The following is a 19,468-nucleotide window of genomic DNA, read 5'->3' on the forward strand; positions in this document are numbered from 1 at the left end:
ACGGCGCAAAGACGATCCCAGTCATCCTGATGATGGACCACGCATGACCCAATACAGTGCCAGTTCGATCGAGGTGCTTTCCGGGCTGGAGCCCGTTCGCAAGCGCCCCGGCATGTACACCGACACCTCCCGCCCGAATCACCTGGTCCAGGAGGTCATCGACAACAGCGTCGACGAGGCGCTCGCCGAACACGCCAACGAGATCCGCGTGGTACTGCGTGACGACGGCGGCATCGAGGTGACGGACAACGGCCGCGGCATGCCCATCGACGTTCACCCGGAGCACGGGGTGTCGGGGATCGAGCTGATCATGACCCGGCTGCACGCCGGCGGTAAGTTCTCCTCGTCGAGCTACCGCTTCTCTGGCGGTCTGCACGGGGTCGGGGTGTCGGTGGTCAACGCCCTGTCGCGACGCCTCGAGGTCGAGGTCCTGCGCGACGGCGAGCGCCACGCCATGGCCTTCGAGCACGGCGACAAGGTCGAGGATCTGCACGTCATCGGCACCGCCGCCAAGCGCGCCAAGGGCACCCTGGTGCGCTTCTGGCCGGATACCAGCTACTTCGACAGCCCCAACCTGGCGGTGGGGCGGCTCAAGCACCTGCTGCGGGCCAAGGCGGTACTCTGCCCCGGCCTCAAGGTGGAGCTGGTGGAAGCCGACGGCACCGCCACCACCTGGCAGTTTGCGGACGGCCTGCGCGACTATCTGGCCCAGACCACCGACGGCTACGAGGTACTGCCGAGTTCGCCCTTTGTCGGTCACTTCGCCGACGACGAGCAGGGAGTGGACTGGGCGATTCAGTGGTTGCCCGAAGGCGGCGACTCGCTGATGGAAAGCTACGTCAACCTGATCCCCACCGCCCAGGGCGGCACCCACGTCAACGGCCTGCGTTCCGGCCTGCTCGAGGCGCTCAAGGAATTCTGCGAGTACCGCAGCCTGCTACCGCGCGGGGTCAAGCTGACCGCCGAGGACCTGTGGGAGCGGGTCGCCTACGTGCTGTCGGTGAAGATGCTCGATCCGCAGTTCGCCGGCCAGACCAAGGAGCGGCTGTCGTCACGCACCGTGGCGGGCTTCGTCTCCGGCGTCGTCAAGGACGCCTTCTCGCTGTGGCTCAACCACCACGTCGACCAGGCCGAGGCGCTGGCCGAGCTGGTGATCAGCGCCGCCCAGCGGCGCCAGAAGAGCTCGAAGAAGGTGGCGCGCAAGAAGGTCACCTCCGGTCCCGCGCTGCCCGGCAAGCTGGCCGACTGCAGTGGCCAGGACCCGGCCTTGAGCGAGTTGTTTCTGGTCGAGGGTGACAGCGCCGGGGGCAGCGCCAAGCAGGCGCGCAACCGCGAGACACAGGCGATCCTGCCGCTGCGCGGCAAGATTCTCAACACCTGGGAGGTCGATTCTCACGATATCTACGGCTCCCAGGAGGTCCACGACATCGCCGTGGCCATCGGCGCCGACCCGGCCAGCGCCGACCTGTCCAAGCTGCGCTATCACAAGATCTGCATCCTCGCCGATGCCGACTCCGACGGGCTGCACATCGCCACCCTCCTGTGCGCGCTGTTCGTGCGTCACTTCCCGTCGCTGGTCGACGCCGGCCACGTCTTCGTCGCCATGCCGCCCTTGTACCGCATCGACCTCGGCAAGGAGGTCTACTACGCCCTGGACGAGAGCGAGAAGGCGGCCATCCTGCGCAAGCTGGAAGGCAAGCGCGGCACCCCCAACGTGCAGCGCTTCAAGGGCCTTGGCGAGATGAGCCCGCTGCAGCTGCGTGAGACCACCATGGCGGTGGAGACTCGGCGACTGGTGCAACTGACCCGGGAGGAGGGCGACGGCACCATGGAAATGATGGATATGCTGCTGGCCAAGAAGCGCGCCTCGGACCGCAAGAGCTGGCTCGAGGACTACGGCAACCTGGCGGATATCGAAGTGTGACGGGCCGCCATCGCGGTGACTTGCACGCAGTGACGCTCCCGGATTTCACGTCGTCGGTTCAGGCGACCAGGATTGAGAACGAGGGATCATGACTCTGGACATTGAGGTGGCGGAGGGCGACGTCGAGCGTCTGTCCCTGCGCGAATACACCGAGAAGGCCTACCTCGACTATTCGATGTACGTCATTCTCGACCGGGCCCTGCCCCATATCGGCGACGGCATGAAGCCGGTGCAGCGGCGCATCATCTACGCCATGCGCGAGCTGGCGTTGAACGCCAACGCCAAGTACAAGAAGTCGGCGCGTACCGTCGGCGACGTGCTCGGCAAGTTCCACCCCCACGGTGACAGCGCCTGCTACGAGGCCATGGTGCTGATGGCTCAGTCGTTCAGCTATCGCTATCCGCTGGTGGACGGCCAGGGCAACTGGGGTAGCCCGGACGATCCCAAGTCCTTCGCCGCCATGCGCTACACCGAAGCGCGGCTGTCGAAGTTCGCCGAGGTGCTGCTCAGCGAGCTCGGCCAGGGCACCGTGGACTGGGCGCCCAACTTCGATGGCACCATGAACGAGCCGGTGGTGCTGCCGGCGCGTCTGCCCCATGTGCTGCTCAATGGCGGCACCGGCATCGCCGTGGGCATGGCCACCGACATCCCGCCGCACAACGTGCGCGAGGTAGTCGAGGCCACCTGCGAGGTGCTGCGCAATCCCGGCGTCACCACCGCCGACCTGATGGCGCACCTGCCTGGCCCGGACTTTCCCACCCGGGCGGAGATCATCACCCCGCGCGCGGACCTTCGAAAGCTCTACGAAAGCGGTCGCGGCAGCGTCAAGATGCGCGCCCGCTACGAGCAGGAAGAGGGCCAGGTGGTGATCACCGCGCTGCCCTACCAGGTCAGCGGGGCCAAGGTGCTGGAGCAGATCGCGGCGCAGATGCAGGCCAAGAAGCTGCCCATGGTGGCCGACCTGCGCGACGAGTCGACCCACGAGGAGCCGACCCGTCTGGTGATCGAGCCGCGCTCCAATCGGGTCGATATCGAGTCGCTGATGGCGCACCTGTTTGCCACCACCGACCTCGAGAAGAACGTGCGGGTCAACCTCAACGTGATTGGCCTCGATGGCCGCCCGCGGGTGATGCCGTTGCCGGAGCTGCTCGGTGAATGGCTCGACTTCCGCCGCACCACGGTGCGCCGTCGCCTCGAGCACCGGCTGGGCAAGGTCAACGACCGCCTGCACCTGCTCGAAGGCCTGTTGATCGCCTACCTCAATATCGATGAGGTGATCCGCATCATCCGCGAGGAGGATGAGCCCAAGAGCGCGCTGATGGCAGCCTTCGGTCTGACCGATCGTCAGGCCGAGGCGATCCTGGAGCTGCGCCTGCGCCACCTGGCCAAGCTCGAGGAGATGAAGATCCGCACCGAGCAGGACGAGCTCGAGGCGGAGCGCAAGCGTCTTGAAGAGCTGCTCGGCAACGAGGCGGCGATGACCGACCTGATCGAGCAGGAGCTGCGCAAGGCCGCCGAGGAGCACGGCGACGAGCGCCGCTCGCCGATCGTCGAGCGCGAGGAAGCCAGGGCGCTGTCCGAGGTCGAACTGGTGGGTGCCGATCCGGTGACGGTGGTGCTGTCCGAGAAGGGCTGGATTCGTGCCGCCAAGGGCCACGACATCGACCCCGCCGGGCTGTCCTACAAGGCCGGCGACGCCTTCCATCTGGCCGCCCGGGGCAAGACCAACCAGCCGCTGGTGCTGCTCGATGACACCGGCCGGGCCTACACCCTGCCGGCCCACCAGCTGCCCAGTGCCCGCGGCCAGGGCGAGCCGGTCACCGGCAAGGTCAACGTGGTGGCCGGCGCGCACATGGCCGGCGTCATGCTGGCGCCGGGGGACGCCCGCTTCCTGCTGGCCTCCGACGGCGGCTACGGCTTCGTCGCCCGGCTCGAGGACCTGACCGGCAAGAACCGTTCCGGCAAGGCGGTGCTGAGCCTGCCCAAGGGCTGCAACGTGCTGCCCCCGGTGGAGCTGCCGGCGGCCGAGGAATTGACCGTGGCGACGGTCTCCAACGAAGGCCGACTGCTGCTGTTCCCGCTGGATCAGTTGCCGGAGATGTCCAAGGGCAAGGGCAACAAGATGCTGGATATTCCCGGCGCGCGGGCGGCCCGGCGCGAAGAGTTTGTGCGTGGCCTGGTGGTGCTGGCGCCAGGCGATACCCTGGTGGTGCACGCCGGCAAGCGCAAGCTGTCGCTCAAGAACGGTGAGCTCGACTACTATCGGGGAGATCGCGGACGCCGAGGCAGCAAGCTGCCTCGCGGGCTGCAGAAGGTCGACCGGCTCGAGCGCCTCGAGGCGTAACCCTTACGACGGTACGGCGCCCGCCGGTTGGTGCGGGTGCCCAAGGAACACAACCATGACACGACGAATCCTGATGCGCGCTACCGGCCAGGCCCGCCCCGGCCAGTTGGCCGGCCTGGGGCGGATCCTGGCCCGCAGCGGCGCGCGCCTGCTGGACATCAACCAGAGCGTGACCTTCGGCATCGTCTCGCTGGAGGCGCTGGTGGCGCTGGACCACGAGGCCGACCTGGAAGGCGCCCTGTCGGGCGCCGGTGACGAGCTGGGCCTGGACGTCCAGGCGATCCAGATCAGCGCCGACGAATACCATCGCTGGAGCGAGACCGCGAGTCAGCCGCGCCTGATCATGACCCTGCTGGCGCCGCGACTGCCCGCCGGCATCCTGGCCGAGGTAGGGGCACTGACCGCCGAGCACGGCTTGACGGTGGAGTTGATCCATCGCCTGTCCGGGCGCGAGCCGCTGGACGGCGAGGCGCCGGCCCAGGGTAGCTGCGTCGAGTGCTGGCTGCGCGGCGAGGACGTGGACCTTGAGTCGCTGCGCGAGAAGGCGCTGGCGCTGGGTGCGACCCACGGGGTCGATATCGCCCTGCAGGAAGACTCCATCTGGCGCACCCACCGTCGCCTGGTGTGCTTCGACATGGACTCGACCTTGATCAAGGCCGAGGTCATCGACGAGCTGGCGCGCCGCCACGGGGTCTACGACGAGGTGGCGGAGGTGACCGAGCGGGCCATGCGCGGTGAGCTCGACTTCCAGCAGAGCTTCCGTGAGCGCATGGCCAAGCTGAAGGGCCTGGACGAGTCGGTGCTGGCCGAGATCGCCGAAGAGCTGCCGCTGATGGACGGGGTGGAACAGTTGATGGCCCAGCTCAAGCGCTTGGGCTACCGCACCGCCATCCTGTCCGGCGGCTTCACCTACTTCGCCCGACATCTGCAACAGCGGCTGGGCTTCGACGAGATCCACGCCAACGAGCTGGTGATCGAGGACGGCAAGGTCACCGGCGAGGTGCGCGAGCCGATCGTCGATGCCGATCGCAAGGCCGCGCTGTTGCACCAGATCGCCCAGCGCGAGGGGATCGCCATGGAACAGACCATCGCCGTGGGCGATGGCGCCAACGATCTCAAGATGCTGGCCGCCGCCGGACTCGGTATCGCCTTTCGGGCCAAGCCGCTGGTGCGTGCCCAGGCCCGTCAGAGCATCTCGACCCTGGGGCTTGACGCCGTGCTCTATCTGATCGGCTATCGCCAGGCGGATCTTTCATGCCAGGCGCCGGGCCACGAATAGTCCAGACGACATCGACATCGCCGCTTGGACGCGATGTTCACTTCTACTGCAAGGGAGCCCAGGGCTCCCTTTTTTTGTCCCCCCCATTCCCGCACGGTGCCAGCGAGCCTGAACGTTGTCGCGAACCTGGCAGCTGGGGCATGACACTGCGAGTGCTCGCGAAGCAAAGTTCCCTCGTTCGGGACGAGCCATTGACCGCAAATCCGAGGGAAAGGTCGTTGCAAGCGGCCGAGATCAAACAGTGGTGGTGGAGCGATATAACCTGATCGGGGTCGTTATTATGTACGTCGAAAGGCGTAGTTGACACGAGTCAGCAGAGAGGTGTGTACGGCGGTTTCGGTAGCCTCACGGGGCCAAAAAGAGAGTAGCCTGAATTGGCAAACTTTTGGTCCCCACGAGGAAACCCTTCCCATGGAAAATGACACAGGAAAGCTGAGACTCGGCGCCTTGCTCGCGCTGGTCGTCGGCTCGATGATCGGGGGCGGCATCTTTTCGCTTCCGCAGAATATGGCGGCGAGCGCCGCACCAGGGGCGGTGCTGATCGGCTGGGGAATTACCGCGGTCGGCATGCTGGCACTGGTGTTCGTCTTCCAGACCCTGGCCAATCGCAAGCCGGAACTCGACGCCGGCATCTATGCCTACGCCAAGGCTGGTTTCGGCGACTATCTTGGCTTCTCTTCCGCCTGGGGCTACTGGATCAGTGCCTGGCTCGGCAATGTCAGCTACTTCGTTCTGTTGTTCAGCACCCTGGGCTTCTTCTTCCCAGTATTCGGCGAGGGAAATACGCCGGTGGCCATCGGCTGTGCCTCGATCCTGTTGTGGGCGGTTCACTTCCTGGTGGCCAGGGGCATCCAGCAGGCGGCGTTCATCAATCTGGTGACCACTATCGCCAAGATCGTCCCGCTGATCATGTTCATCGTGCTGGCCGCCATCGGCTTTCACCTGGACGTCTTCACCATGGACTTCTGGGGCACCGGCAACGCCGATCTTGGCAGCGTCATGGACCAGGTTCGCAACATGATGCTGGTCACCGTCTGGGTATTTATCGGTATCGAGGGTGCCAGCATCTATTCCGCCAAGGCTCGCGATCGTCGCGATGTCGGGCGCGCCACCGTGATCGGCTTTGTCGGTGTGCTTCTGCTTCTGGTGATGGTCAATGTGCTGTCCATGGGCATCATGAGCCAGCCGGAACTCGCCGAGCTCAAGAACCCGTCCATGGCGCTGGTGCTGAGCCAGGTGGTCGGCCCCTGGGGCGGACATCTGATCAGCCTTGGCCTGGTGATCTCGCTGCTTGGCGCCTTGCTGTCCTGGACGCTTCTGTGCGCCGAGATTCTTCACGCGGCCTCCAGCGACGGCACCATGCCTGAACTGTTGAGCAAGGAAAACGCCAACAAGGTGCCGGTCAACGCCCTGTGGCTTTCCAACGGCCTGATCCAGCTCTTTCTGCTGCTGACGCTGGTCAACGAGTCCACCTACCTGAGCCTTCTTTACCTCGCAAGCTCGATGATCCTGGTGCCTTACCTGTGGTCGGCAGCCTACGCCCTGTTGCTCGCGGTAAAGGGAGAAACCTACGAGAAGGAGCCTGAGGTACGCCGCAAGGATCTGTTTATCGGCGGCCTGGCTACCCTCTACGCGATCTGGCTGCTGTTTGCTGGCGGTATCGACTATCTGTTGCTGTCGGCGCTGCTTTACGCCCCTGGTGCCGTGTCCTTCTACAAGGCCAAGAGCGAGCGTGATGAAAAGGTCTTTACCCCCATCGAGAAGATTATCTTCGCGGTCACTATCGCCTCGGCGCTGGTGGCCACGCTGGGGCTCTATCAGGGGTGGTTGAGTCTGTAGTTATGTAGTTAGACCTCGATGTTCGACATGTTACAGCGGTCAGGTTCATTGATGATGCGGTAGTGACAGTCCCGCAAAAGGGAAGGAGAAACAGAATGAAAAGTGGATCTTCACGATTGGGTGTCTATTCCGAGGTAGGCAAGCTTCGCAAGGTCATGGTGTGCTCGCCTGGGCTTGCTCATCAGCGACTGACCCCCAGCAACTGTGATGACCTTCTGTTCGATGATGTGCTGTGGACCAACCAGGCCAAGCGCGACCACTTCGACTTCGTGACCAAGATGCGCGAGCGTGACATCGAAGTGCTCGAGATGCACAACCTGCTCACCGAAACCCTCGAAAATCGCGACGCCATGCGCTGGATTCTCGAGCGCAAGGTGACCTCCAACCTGGTCGGCTTCGGCCTTGCCGATGAGGTCCGCGCCTGGCTCAGTGAACTGGAGCCCCGGAGACTCGCCGAGTTCCTGATCGGCGGGGTGTCTTGGGCCGACATCACCGAGAGCCACGGAGGCGAGACCCTCAAGACCTTCCGCGACTATCTGGGACAGTCCAGCTTCGTTCTTCCGCCGCTTCCCAACACCCTGTTCACCCGCGACACCACCTGCTGGATCTACGGCGGGGTGACGCTCAATCCGATGTTCTGGCCGGCCCGTCGCCAGGAGACGCTGCTGACCTCGGCGATCTATCGCTTCAACCCGCGCTTCGCCGGCGCCGACTTCAAGGTGTGGTACGGCAATCCCGACCAGGACCATGGTTCGGCCACCCTGGAGGGCGGCGACGTGATGCCGGTGGGCAACGGCGTGGTGTTGATCGGCATGGGCGAGCGCACCTCGCACCAGGCCATCGGTCAGGTGGCGAGCGCCCTGTTCAGGGCCGGCGAGGCCGAACGGGTGATCGTGGCGGGACTGCCCCGGTCGCGTGCCGCCATGCACCTGGACACCGTCTTCAGCTTCTGCGATCGCGACCTGGTGACGGTCTTCCCTGACGTGGTCAAGGACATCGTTCCCTTCAGTCTGCGCCCCGACGAGAGCAAGCCCAGTGGCATCGACGTGCGCCGCGAGAAGGGAAGCTTCATCGAGGTGGTGGCCGAGGCGCTGGGGCTGCCGAAACTGCGGGTGGTGGAGACCGGTGGCGACAGCTTCGAGGCCGAGCGCGAACAGTGGGACGACGGCAATAACGTGGTCGCCCTGGAGCCAGGCGTGGTGGTCGGCTATGACCGCAACACCTACACCAACACCCTGCTGCGCAAGGCCGGGGTCGAGGTGATCACCATCAGCGCCAGTGAACTGGGCCGTGGACGGGGCGGCGGTCACTGCATGACCTGTCCGATTCAGCGAGATCCCGTCGACTTCTGACGACGTCGTTACGCGTTACTTCGCTTTTTCTTACCGTGAATCGGCGGCTGCCCAGGTGGCCGTCAAGGAGACCCTCATGTCCTTCAATATCCACAACCGTCACCTGCTGTCGCTGATGCATCACTCCGAGCGCGAGCTGCGCTACCTGCTGGACCTGTCGCGGGATCTCAAGCGGGCCAAGTACAGCGGCTGCGAGGCCCAGCGACTCAAGGGCAAGAACATCGCCCTGATCTTCGAGAAGACCTCCACTCGGACCCGCTGCGCCTTCGAGGTGGCCGCCTATGACCAGGGCGCCAACGTCACCTACATCGATCCCACCTCGTCCCAGATCGGGCACAAGGAGTCCATGCGCGATACCGCCCGGGTACTGGGGCGCATGTACGACGCCATCGAGTACCGCGGCTTCAGCCAGGAGGTGGTCGAGGAGCTGGCGGCGTTCTCCGGGGTGCCGGTCTACAACGGCCTGACCGACGAGTACCACCCGACCCAGATGATCGCCGACGTGCTGACCATGCGCGAGCACGCCGAGAAGCCGTTGCACCAGATCTCCTTCGCCTACCTGGGCGATGCCCGCAACAATATGGGCAACTCGCTTCTGCTGATCGGCGCCAAGCTGGGCATGGACGTGCGGATCGCCGCGCCACGTTCGCTGTGGCCGGACGAGGAGCATCTGGCCAACTGCCGGCGCTTCGCCGAGGACAGCGGCGCGCGCATCTGCCTGACCGAGGACCCGCGCGAGGCGGTCAGGGGCGTCGACTTCATCCACACCGACGTCTGGGTGTCGATGGGCGAGCCGGTGGAGGCCTGGGCCGAGCGCATCGACCAGTTGCTGCCCTACCAGGTCAACAAGGCGCTGATGGAGGCCGCCGGCAACCCCAGGGTCAAGTTCATGCACTGCCTGCCGGCCTTCCACAACTGTGACACCAAGGTGGGGCGCCAGGTCGCTGAGCAGTACCCGATGCTGAAGGACGGCATCGAGGTCACCGAGGAGGTGTTCGAGTCACCGGCCTGCATCGCCTTCGAACAGGCAGAGAACCGCATGCATACGATCAAGGCGGTGATGGTCTCGACCCTCGGCGATGTGTAAGCCACGCACCAACGGATCGGCAAGATAGCCAGGCGGCCCGTGGGCCGCCTGCAACCCCGAACGGGAAGGACACTGTTATGCGTATCACGATTGCCCTTGGTGGCAACGCCCTGTTGCGGCGTGGCGAGGTCATGAACGGCGAGGCCCTGCGCGCCAACATTCGTATCGCCTGCGAGCAGATCGCGCGCATCGCATCGGGCAACGAGCTGGTGATTGCCCATGGCAACGGGCCCCAGGTGGGCCTTTTGGCCCTGCAAGGGGCGGCCTACGATGAGGACAACGCCTTTCCTCTGGATGTGCTGGGTGCCGAGACCGAAGGCATGATCGGCTACATGATCGAGCAGGAGCTCGGCAATCTGTTGCCGCCGGAGGTGCCCTTTGCGTCGCTGTTGACCCAGGTCGAGGTGGACGCCGATGACCCGGCCTTCCAGCAGCCGAGCAAGCCCATCGGCCCCATCTACCAGCGCGACGAGGCCTGCCGGCTGGCGGAGCTCAAGGGCTGGACCATGGCGCGAGACGGCGATCACTACCGCCGCGTTGTGCCGAGCCCTAGACCCAAACGGATCTTCGAGATTCGCCCGCTGCGCTGGCTTCTGGAGAAGGGCACCGTGGTGATCTGTGCCGGCGGTGGCGGCATCCCCACGGTCTACGGGGAGGATGGCAAGCTCGAGGGCATCGAGGCGGTCATCGACAAGGACCTGTGCTCATCGCTGTTGTCACAGCAACTCGCCAGCGATCTTCTGATCATCGCCACCGATGTGGACGGGGTCTATCTGGACTGGGGGACCCCGCATAGCCGTCGGGTGGCGATGGCCGATCCCGATAGCCTGGAAGCCCAGGGTTTTGCCGCAGGATCCATGGGGCCCAAGGTGCAGGCGGCCTGTGAGTTTGCTCGTTCAAGCGGCAAGACTGCAGTTATCGGGGCGCTGGCCGATATCGAGGCTATCGTCGCAGGCCACGCCGGCACTCGGGTGAGTATCAGGGCCACCGGCATAAGCTTCGCCCAGGAGACGACGGCTCCTTGAAGGAGGAGCGGGACATGCCTGGTTGCCTGCCCTCGTCTGGAGGCGGCTGGCTACCGCCGATGGGGGAGCGCTCTCCAGGTTGACGATCGTTAGGATGGAGCCCTCGGAATGGCGTTAGGGGCGCCAACGCCACGGAAGGCGTTCTGGCCGGGTGGTTATCCACCCGGCCGTTTTTATGCGTTCCGACCAGGTTCGCTGGTGGTCATTGCCGCTTATTTTGCCAACTCGTCGGCCATGCAGTTGGCGTAGAAGGTGACCGCCGCCGGCCAGTCAGAGAACACCGCCTTGACCCCGATATCGCGGGCCATCACGTCAAGCGCCACCATCTTGTCGCCATCGTTGTCGACGACATTGTCGATGGTCTGGTGGTACCAGGCACCGTCACGGGTCAGCGGCGCCGAGCGCTCGAAGGACCAGGCGATCAGCTCCAGTCCTGCCTCCTTGGCCTTCTCGGCGTAGACCGATGGCACGATGGGCCGGTCTTCGCTGTCCCCCTCGGCCAGCAGCATCCACATCGGCGGGGCCAGAATCTTCACTCCCATATCGGCCAGCTCCTGCATCGACGGCTCCCAGCTTGCGGGGTCGGTCACGTCGAAGCCTTCCACGTCATAGCGATCGTCCAGATACACCGCCTGGTCGGCGAACTCGGTGTTGTCGACCCAGTAACGCACGTCATCGAGAAGAAACGACTGGGGAAAGACGTCTTCCGGGGGCACGCCGGCCTCGACGTACTCGTCGATCAGCTTCTGGGCATAGTCCTGCTGGCTCATGCCGTCGAAGGGCATCTCGACGCTCGGTGTCTTCAGCTCCGGGGTCATCTTGACGCCCAGGTCCTGAAACAGCGCGATGCTTTCGGCGTGACTCATCAGGGTACCGCGATCGGCATAGAGCTCGGTGCGCCAGCGCGGGTTGCCGGCCAGGTAGGCCTCCAGGGTGTCGGCGCTGGTGTCGACGCCGTCCATGCGGCCTTCCAGGGTCTTGAACTCGGCCAGGGTGATGTCGCTGGTGCAGCACTGGACGTCGGCGGCGTTGGTCAACTTGCCATCGGCATCGAAGGTCGGCGGCACGCTGCACTGCTCGGCAAGCTCGGTCTCGAGGATATTGGTGGTGCCGTGCAGGTCGCACTGGGAGTGGCGGCAGACCAGTTCCTTGTCTTCGGTAAAGGCCACGTCGCACTCGAGCACGCCAGCGCCCATGCGCGCGGCGGCCAGGTAGGATTCCCGGGTGTGCTCGGGGAACATCAGGGGGGCGCCGCGGTGGCCGATGGAGAAGTCGCTCCGGGTGGGCTGCTCAAGGTTGGCCGCGCACTGCTCAAGGGTCGCCTTGAGCTCCGCGGACTGGGCATTGTCCTCGTCCATGTCGTCGATCAGGAAGTAGGGGCGGGGGCCCAGACTGACCGGCAGGGAGGAAGAAGCGCTGGCGTTGGAGGCGTTGTCCTCGGCCATGGCGGGCGCGGCGGTGACCCCGCAGAGCGCGATGGCTGTGATCGCGCATGACAGTAACGCGGCGAGGGGCGCGGGGCGGCGGTGGTGATGGGCATCCATGGAGCGTCTCCTTTGTGTCAGCCATGCTGAACCATCAGCACGAGTCTGGTGGTGTTATCAGAGATTACGGTGGTTCCGGGGCGCCGGAATCGCTCTATTACCCTAGTCCGGCTCGGGGACATTCACATGACAGCGAGCGCTCTTGGCGCCCGCGCTGGCGCGCCGCAGTTGACAACGTCGCTGAAGACTGATTTTCTAGAGCGCATGAACATGACATCTCGCCACCTCGACCTACGACTACTACTACGCGTTTGAATGCGCGTGGCGACGCCCTTTGTGCTTGCGTCGCCGGCAGGATCGCCACCAGTCAGGTTGAGTCGAGGTTGCAAGATGTCCGTCAGTACCCAGTGCCCCACCATGAACCCGTCCCGTCACGCCACCTGTGGTGTCCGCTCTCGTCGTTGCGACGATGTACGGATGGCTGGTGCGCGAATTGTCGTGGTCGCTATCGTCTCGGTCCTGGAACGACTTATGACGCCCCGCTCGCCTCTGGCGAGCGGGGCGTCGCCGTTTTTACCTGGCCTTTGCTCACAAGGCGCTGGCCGGGCCGCCCAACAGGCCTTCCAATAACGCTTCGCTCGACACACCCTATTCCGGAGAAAACGCCATGATGCTCAAGGACCCTTCGACCAAGTACCGCCCCTTCGTGGCCGTGGACCTGCCTGATCGGCAGTGGCCCAGCCAGCGCATCGAGACCCCGCCCCAGTGGTGCAGCGTCGATCTGCGCGACGGTAACCAGGCGCTGATCGATCCGATGGACCAGGAGCGCAAGCAGCGCTTCTTCGATCTGCTGGTCAAGATTGGCTTCAAGCAGATCGAGGTGGGCTTCCCCTCCGCCTCCCAGACCGACTTCGACTTCGTGCGCAGCCTGATCGAGGAAGACAAGGTCCCGGACGACGTCACCATCCAGGTACTGACCCAGGCCCGCCCGCACCTGATCGAGCGCACCTTTGAATCGCTCAAGGGCGCCAAGAACGCCATCGTTCACGTCTACAACGCCACCGATCCGGTGTTCCGTCGCGTGGTATTCAATGTCGACAAGCCCCAGTGCATCCAGATTGCGGTCGATGCCACCACCCAGATCCGTGACCTGATGAAGGCGGCCCCCGAGACCAACTGGACCTTCCAGTATTCTCCGGAGCTGTTCACCACCACCGAGATGGACTTTGCGGTGGAGATCGTCAATGCCGTGAGCGAGACCTTCGGGGCCAGCGCCGACAACAAGATGATCGTCAATCTGCCGGCCACGGTGGAGTGCGCCACCCCCAACAACTACGCCGACCAGATCGAGTGGTTCTGCCGCAACGTCGAGCACCGTGATCACCTGATCGTCAGCGTCCACCCCCACAATGACCGTGGTACCGGTGTGGCCGCCGCCGAACTGACGGTGATGGCCGGCGCCGACCGGGTCGAGGGCACCCTGTTCGGCAACGGCGAGCGCACCGGCAACGTCGACATCGTCACCCTGGCGATGAATCTCTACACCCAGGGCGTCCATCCGGGCCTCGACTTCTCCAACATCACCCCGATCATGCGCGAGGTCGAGCACTGCAACCAGCTGCCGGTCCACCCGCGTCATCCCTACGTCGGCGATCTGGTGTTCACCGCCTTCTCCGGCTCCCACCAGGACGCCATCAAGAAGGGCATGGCGCTGCGCAAGGAAGACCCCGACAGCGTCTGGGCGGTGCCTTACCTGCCCATCGACCCGCTCGACGTGGGCCGCAGCTACGAGGCGGTGATTCGCGTCAACAGCCAGTCCGGCAAGGGCGGCGTCAGCTACCTGCTGGAGCAGGAGCACGGCATCGAACTGCCGCGCCGGCTGTCCATGGAGTTCAGCCTGGTGGTGCAGGAGGTGGCCGATCGGGTCGGCAAGGAGATCACCTCGGCGATGATCTACCAGACCTTCGTCGACGAGTACCTGGCCAAGACCGAGCCCTACAGCCTGGTCAGCCACCGTCTGTCGTCCGAGCCGGACAGCCCGACGGTGACGCTGGAAGCCTGCATCGCCAAGGACGGTGAGCGCCACACCATCAGCGGCGAAGGCAACGGCCCGCTGGCGGCCTTCGTCAAGGCGCTGCGCAGCGAAGGCCACGATATCGAGATCATCGACTACCACGAGCACTCCCGTGGTCAGGGCGCCGACGCCGAGGCGATCGCCTACGTCGAGGTCCGGGTCAAGGGCGAGGCGGTGTTCGGCGTCGGTACCGACGAGAGCATCACCAGCGCCTCGATCAAGGGTGTGATGAGCGCGATCAACCGCTGCCTGTCCACCGAAGAGGTGGCGCCCAACGTCACCGCCGACAGCGTGGCCTGATTCGCGCCGCCGGCAAATGGCGTAAACGCACCGCCCCCGGGGGAAACCCCGGGGGCGGTTTTTTTGCAGCATGCTTGGTGTGGTCCAGGGAGGGGCGTTCTGCGGAGTGGGTCACCAGCAGTCGTTACTAAAGACGTTTATCGGGAGCGAAGGGCATCTCTCGGGCTTCATCGACCATCGCCTTGAAGCTGAAATGCGCCGGGTTGATCAGGTAGTTCGTTTCCCTCGGCACGATGACGCTTGGCACCGCGAGATTCGTCACCGACGTTGTGGATTAACTGCTTTCGCAAGGCGAGTGTCTGTCATGAGCGATACTCACACGCAGACGCCGTGCTCGAGCCGTCCAATCAGGTTCAGCACGGCAGCTGTACCAGCCGATGTCACCACCATATCCACCGGCCGCGTGTTTCCAAGACCAGGGGCAGGGGTAAGCAGCCACTGGTTAGTCTGCTGCGTGTCACCCTCGAACAGATCAATGGCGCAGTGGTATACCTCGGCAACACGATAAAGCCGGTCGCCCTCGTCCACGGTGAAGCGGCCAGTCGTCGCTCGACGCCTCAGTGTGGTGGGGGAGATGGCGACAAAGCGTCTCAGGTCCTGCTTTCCTAACCCCGTGAAGGAGGCGAGCATGGAGTACACCTCGTAGGCGACACCATTTCTTAACGCTTCGTGCAGTTGCGGGCCTCGCCGGGGAAGCCCAATGGCGTGCCAGAGGTCACTTTTGTGGTCGGCCTGCTTCGGTCGGAAAACCTTGATGGCAGACTTCATGTTGCACCTTTCCTTGTGGCATCGGTCGATATCACAAAAGAGGACGAGAGGCTGTTGCAGCTTCCCTCGCCCCACGACGGGCCTGATACCCAGCGTACTTTGACGATTGCGTCACAGCTACAACGGCGTCTTGCTGGCTTCGCCGGGGACCTCGCGGACCAGGGTCGGCATCAGGAAGCCGGGCAGGCGGGTGCGCAACTCGTCGACCAGGGCGTTGGCGCGGGCGTCGGCCACGTCGAAGTGGGCTGCCCCGGACACCGGGTCGAAGGCGTGCAGGTAGTAGGGCAGTACGCCGGCCTCGAACAGCCGCTCCGAGAGCGCTTCCAGTGCATCTACCGAGTCGTTTACTCCCTTGAGGATCACGCTCTGGTTGAGCAGGGTCACGCCGGCCTGCTTGAGCCGCGCGCAGGCGCCGGCGACGGCCTCGTCGATCTCGTTGGCGTGGTTGATATGCAGCACCATGACCTTCTGCAGGCGGCTGCCGGTGAGCCACTCGAGCAGGGGGCCGTCGACGCGATCGGGGATCACCACCGGCAGCCGGGTATGCAGGCGTAGTCGCTTGAGATGGGGGATGGCGTCGAGCCGCTCGACCAGCCAGGCCAGCTGGCGATCGCTGGCGGCCAGCGGATCGCCACCGGACAGGATCGCCTCGCGCAGGGTATCGTCCTCGCGCAGGTAGTCTAGGGTGTCGTCCCACTGGCTGCGTGAGGGGGCGTTTTCCTGGTAGGGGAAGTGGCGACGGAAGCAGTAGCGGCAATTGATCGCGCAGGCGGGGCTGGTGATCAGCAGTACCCGTCCGGCGTACTTGTGGATCAGGCCGCGACGGGCGGTGTGCTGGGCCTCCTGGAGCGGATCGGTGACGTAGCCCTCGGGGTTTGTCTGCTCGGCATCCAGGGGCAGCACCTGGCGCAGCAAGGGGTCGTCCGGGTCTGCGTGGCGCATGCGCGCGGCAAAGGCCTCGGGCACACGCACCTCGAACAGGGAGTGGCCGGCCTCGGCGCCGGGGATCAGGGAGGCGTCGAGCCCCAGGCGTCGGCACAGCTCGCGCGGGTCACGAATGGCGCCGGCCAGCTGTCGCTGCCAGCCGCCGGGGGCGGGAAGTCCCGGCTCATCCGGGGCAGAGCAATGCAAAAGCGTCGAGCTTCGGGTTATCATGCGGGCCATCCATCGATGCGTGCGAGGGGCTTGTCCTCGCAAAATGTCAGTTGAGTGCCGCTCTGAGCCGATGGCCGGGCCGGGCACCGAAAGGAACGAGATCTCATGGCGAACTATTCTACCAACGAATTCAAGGGCGGTCTGAAGGTGATGCTCGACGGTGACCCCTGTGCCATCGTCGAGAACGAATTCGTCAAGCCCGGCAAGGGCCAGGCCTTCAACCGCGTGAAGCTGCGCAACCTGATGACCGGCCGCGTATGGGAGCGTACCTTCAAGTCCGGCGAGTCGCTGGAAAGCGCCGACGTCATGGATCTGGACATGGAGTACCTCTACACCGACGGTGACATGTGGTACTTCATGAAGACCGACGGTTCCTTCGAGCAGTACGCCGTCGAGAAGAAAGCCCTGGGCGACAGCGACAAGTGGCTCAAGGAGCAGGTGGTGTACACCGTGACCCTGTGGAACGACAACGCCATCTCGGTCTCCCCGCCCAACTTCATCGAGCTGGAAGTGGTCGAGACCGACCCGGGCCTCAAGGGCGACACCGCCCAGGGCGGCTCCAAGCCGGCGACCCTGTCTTCCGGTGCGGTGGTGCGCGTTCCCCTGTTCATCAACCAGGGCGAAGTGCTCAAGATCGACACCCGTAGCGGTGATTACGTCTCCCGCGCCTGAGGCGAGGGCGATATCCCCGGATTGGCAGATCGAGATACGGACAAAGGCCACGCGATCGCGTGGCCTTTGTCGTTTGGGCAAGTGGTAAGGAACGAACGATGACAGACTGGCAACCCACGGCCTCGCTGGACACCCTGCGCCGCCGCGCCGTGCTGATGCAGCGGGTGCGCGGTTTCTTTGTCGAGCGCGGCGTGCTCGAGGTGGAGACCCCCTGTCTCGGTCACGGTGGCAGCACCGACGTGCACCTGGCGTCGCTGTCCTGTCGAGCGGTCACCCCGGCGGGCAGCGAGACCCTGTGGTTGCAGACGTCGCCGGAATTTCACATGAAGCGCCTGCTGGCGGCCGGCAGTGGGCCGATCTTCCAGATCGCCCGCAGCTTTCGCGACGGCGAGGTGGGACGCCGCCACAATATCGAGTTCAGCATGCTGGAGTGGTATCGCCCGGGGTGGAGTCTCGATGCTTTGATCGAAGAAACCCAGGCGCTGATCCGCGAGGTGCTGCCGTTCGATCCTGGCCCGACGCGAAAGCGTCGCTATCGCGAGCTGTTTGGCGAGGTGCTGGATATCGATCCTTTTGAGGTGGAAATCGCATCGCTTCGCCGTATTGCCGGTGAACGCGGTGGCCTCGACATGGCCGAGGCACCGCGCGATGAGTGTCTCGACCTGCTGATGAGCCTCGCCATCGAGCCCGAGCTTGGCCGCGACGGCATCGACGTGGTGCTGGACTACCCGGCCAGCCAGGCGGCGCTGGCCAGGCGTCACCAGGACCCCCGCGACGGCGCCTGGGTGGCCTCGCGCTTCGAGGTCTATCTAAATGGGCTCGAGCTTGCCAACGGCTACGACGAGCTGACCGATGTGGACGAACAGCGCGCACGCTTCGCCGGTGACAATCGCGCCAGGCGTGAGGAAGGCCTTGCCGAGGTCGACGTCGACGAGCGCCTGCTGGCGGCGCTGGGCGCCGGCATGCCCGAGGGCAGCGGGGTCGCCCTGGGACTCGACCGGTTGATCCAGCTGGCGCTGGGCAAGTCGCGTCTTGAAGAGGTGATCGCCTTTCCCACACCGCGCTGTTGAGGGGGTTGGGCACCTCGTGGGGTAGTCATTCCAGGTGCCCAGATCTTTTGATCGTCAGCTAGAAGGGGTCGCTGGACAGGGAGGTAGAAGGTCTGTGGCGGTTCAGCCTTGGAGCTTCGCGACAGTGGCCATCGGCAGGAACATGCGTAACGGATTCGATGGCAGAGACTGAAAACCAAAGCCTGTGTATAGACGCAGCCTTCTTTCCACCGCCTGCGAGTCTCCGCAGTCCAGAATATCGAGCAGCACAACGGCCGTGCCTATTCTCAGTGATGCTGCAAAGGCTCGATTCAATGCATCGACCAGCAGGCGTCTACCGATTCCCTGCCCCTGGAACTGTTGATCGACGCCGATCATGCCGATGAAGGCGGCAGAGATACTGCCATCCGCATTCGCCATGCGCTTGTAGCGGTTGGGCAGGTCGCTACAGTCCACGCTATGGGCGTTGAGCGAATAGAAACCCAGGATCTTCGAGGGATCCCGAGTTGGGTCTGTCATCACGAAGACGCGAATCGTGCCACCATCCATCAGCCTGCTGGCGGTGCGCTGCAGAAAGTTGTCGACTTGATCCACCCCTGACCAAAAAGCCGCTCGATGGTGTCGAGACTTGTCGAGCGGCTCGATGACGACGGTGGTCGACATCAGCGCTTCGCCACCGTCTGCCGATGGTGGGTGAAGGCGTCACGTAGCTTCTCGGTCGGAGCCGGAGGGTTCTCGATGGCCTCAAGGAAGGCCTCATGATCTTCAGGCATGAGCCGTGTCACTTCATGCGCCCGGATGGTCTCCATTGCCCGCTCATACGCCGCGGACAACGCGAACGTGGACATGTCCTGGCCACTCAGCGCGGCCGCCTGCTCGATGGCTTGCTTGATACGCGGTGTTGTACGGAAGCCAAAACGTTCAGTGTTGCGCTGACGTGCTTCTGTACTGGCGTCGGAAGATTGGCTGGCCAAGGTGTTGACCTCCAGTGCGTGTGATCTTCAAATCACACTGTACGCCCTGCCGGCGTACATCTCCAGAGCTTGCTTTCTTTCCCCTCGGTGTCTTGCTGTATTCGTTCAGTCGGCTCTGTGGGGGCTGGGGACAGACGCGAAA

Annotated in this window: 15 protein-coding genes; 10 read left to right on the top strand and 5 right to left on the bottom strand. The window is 64.4% G+C overall.

Translation table 11 applies throughout. The features are described from left to right. Window positions 1-43: 43 nt before the first annotated feature. The 7 genes from parE to arcC all read left to right on the top strand — a co-directional run bounded on the left by parE (window position 44) and on the right by arcC (window position 10,850). A complete protein-coding gene (parE, locus tag NKF27_RS04835; protein WP_045994516.1) occupies window positions 44-1,924 on the top strand; it encodes a DNA topoisomerase IV subunit B in 1,881 nt (626 codons plus the stop codon). A gap of 88 nt (window positions 1,925-2,012) precedes the next feature. Further along, on the top strand, window positions 2,013-4,268 hold the full coding sequence (gene parC / locus NKF27_RS04840; protein ID WP_253555552.1) for a DNA topoisomerase IV subunit A: 2,256 nt from the start codon (window positions 2,013-2,015) through the stop codon (window positions 4,266-4,268). A 55-nt stretch (window positions 4,269-4,323) separates the two neighbouring features. Then, on the top strand, window positions 4,324-5,547 hold the full coding sequence (gene serB / locus NKF27_RS04845) for a phosphoserine phosphatase SerB (RefSeq protein WP_253555553.1): 1,224 nt from the start codon (window positions 4,324-4,326) through the stop codon (window positions 5,545-5,547). 411 nt (window positions 5,548-5,958) lie between these two features. Further along, window positions 5,959-7,386 (top strand): arginine-ornithine antiporter, encoded by a 1,428-nt coding sequence (gene arcD, locus NKF27_RS04850; RefSeq protein ID WP_253555554.1) that lies wholly within the window; start codon window positions 5,959-5,961, stop codon window positions 7,384-7,386. Window positions 7,387-7,481: 95 nt separating this feature from the next. Next, window positions 7,482-8,738, top strand: coding sequence for an arginine deiminase (gene arcA / locus NKF27_RS04855; protein ID WP_045994512.1), 1,257 nt, complete (start codon window positions 7,482-7,484; stop codon window positions 8,736-8,738). 76 nt (window positions 8,739-8,814) lie between these two features. Beyond that, on the top strand, window positions 8,815-9,825 hold the full coding sequence (locus NKF27_RS04860; protein WP_045994511.1) for an ornithine carbamoyltransferase: 1,011 nt from the start codon (window positions 8,815-8,817) through the stop codon (window positions 9,823-9,825). 77 nt (window positions 9,826-9,902) lie between these two features. Then, window positions 9,903-10,850, top strand: a complete 948-nt coding sequence (gene arcC / locus NKF27_RS04865; protein ID WP_253555555.1) for a carbamate kinase — start codon at window positions 9,903-9,905, stop codon at window positions 10,848-10,850. A 212-nt stretch (window positions 10,851-11,062) separates the two neighbouring features. Here arcC and NKF27_RS04870 read toward each other — a convergent pair whose 3' ends face one another. Continuing rightward, entirely contained in the window at window positions 11,063-12,394 is a 1,332-nt protein-coding gene (locus NKF27_RS04870) for a glycerophosphodiester phosphodiesterase family protein (RefSeq protein WP_253555556.1), read from the bottom strand. Window positions 12,395-13,001: 607 nt separating this feature from the next. Between NKF27_RS04870 and leuA the strand changes: the two genes are divergently transcribed. Beyond that, window positions 13,002-14,708: a 2-isopropylmalate synthase gene (gene leuA / locus NKF27_RS04875; protein WP_213227706.1), complete on the top strand. Its 1,707-nt coding sequence runs from the start codon at window positions 13,002-13,004 to the stop codon at window positions 14,706-14,708. A gap of 315 nt (window positions 14,709-15,023) precedes the next feature. Here the strand turns inward: leuA and NKF27_RS04880 are convergent, their stop codons facing one another. Beyond that, entirely contained in the window at window positions 15,024-15,476 is a 453-nt protein-coding gene (locus NKF27_RS04880) for an antitoxin Xre/MbcA/ParS toxin-binding domain-containing protein (RefSeq protein WP_108449818.1), read from the bottom strand. 117 nt (window positions 15,477-15,593) lie between these two features. Beyond that, window positions 15,594-16,631, bottom strand: coding sequence for an EF-P beta-lysylation protein EpmB (gene epmB / locus NKF27_RS04885; RefSeq protein ID WP_253555557.1), 1,038 nt, complete (start codon window positions 16,629-16,631; stop codon window positions 15,594-15,596). A 105-nt stretch (window positions 16,632-16,736) separates the two neighbouring features. Here epmB and efp point away from each other — a divergent pair, with 105 nt between their 5' ends. After that, the gene (gene efp, locus NKF27_RS04890; protein ID WP_253555558.1) at window positions 16,737-17,303 is read left to right on the top strand and encodes an elongation factor P; all 567 of its coding nucleotides are present in this window, start codon (window positions 16,737-16,739) and stop codon (window positions 17,301-17,303) included. Between the two features lie 98 nt (window positions 17,304-17,401). Then, window positions 17,402-18,373 (top strand): EF-P lysine aminoacylase EpmA, encoded by a 972-nt coding sequence (gene epmA, locus NKF27_RS04895; RefSeq protein ID WP_253555559.1) that lies wholly within the window; start codon window positions 17,402-17,404, stop codon window positions 18,371-18,373. Between the two features lie 102 nt (window positions 18,374-18,475). On the opposite strand, the gene NKF27_RS04900 is transcribed toward epmA, so the two are convergent. Beyond that, window positions 18,476-19,015, bottom strand: coding sequence for a GNAT family N-acetyltransferase (locus NKF27_RS04900; RefSeq protein WP_253555560.1), 540 nt, complete (start codon window positions 19,013-19,015; stop codon window positions 18,476-18,478). Continuing rightward, complete coding sequence (locus NKF27_RS04905; protein ID WP_213227713.1) at window positions 19,015-19,326, bottom strand: DUF1778 domain-containing protein; 312 nt, start codon at window positions 19,324-19,326, stop codon at window positions 19,015-19,017. The genes NKF27_RS04900 and NKF27_RS04905 overlap by 1 nt, the downstream gene beginning before the upstream one ends. Window positions 19,327-19,468 lie beyond the last annotated feature (142 nt).

It is taken from the genome of Halomonas sp. DN3 (genome assembly GCF_024137905.1).
GTDB classification, from domain to species: Bacteria; Pseudomonadota; Gammaproteobacteria; order Pseudomonadales; family Halomonadaceae; genus Halomonas; species Halomonas litopenaei.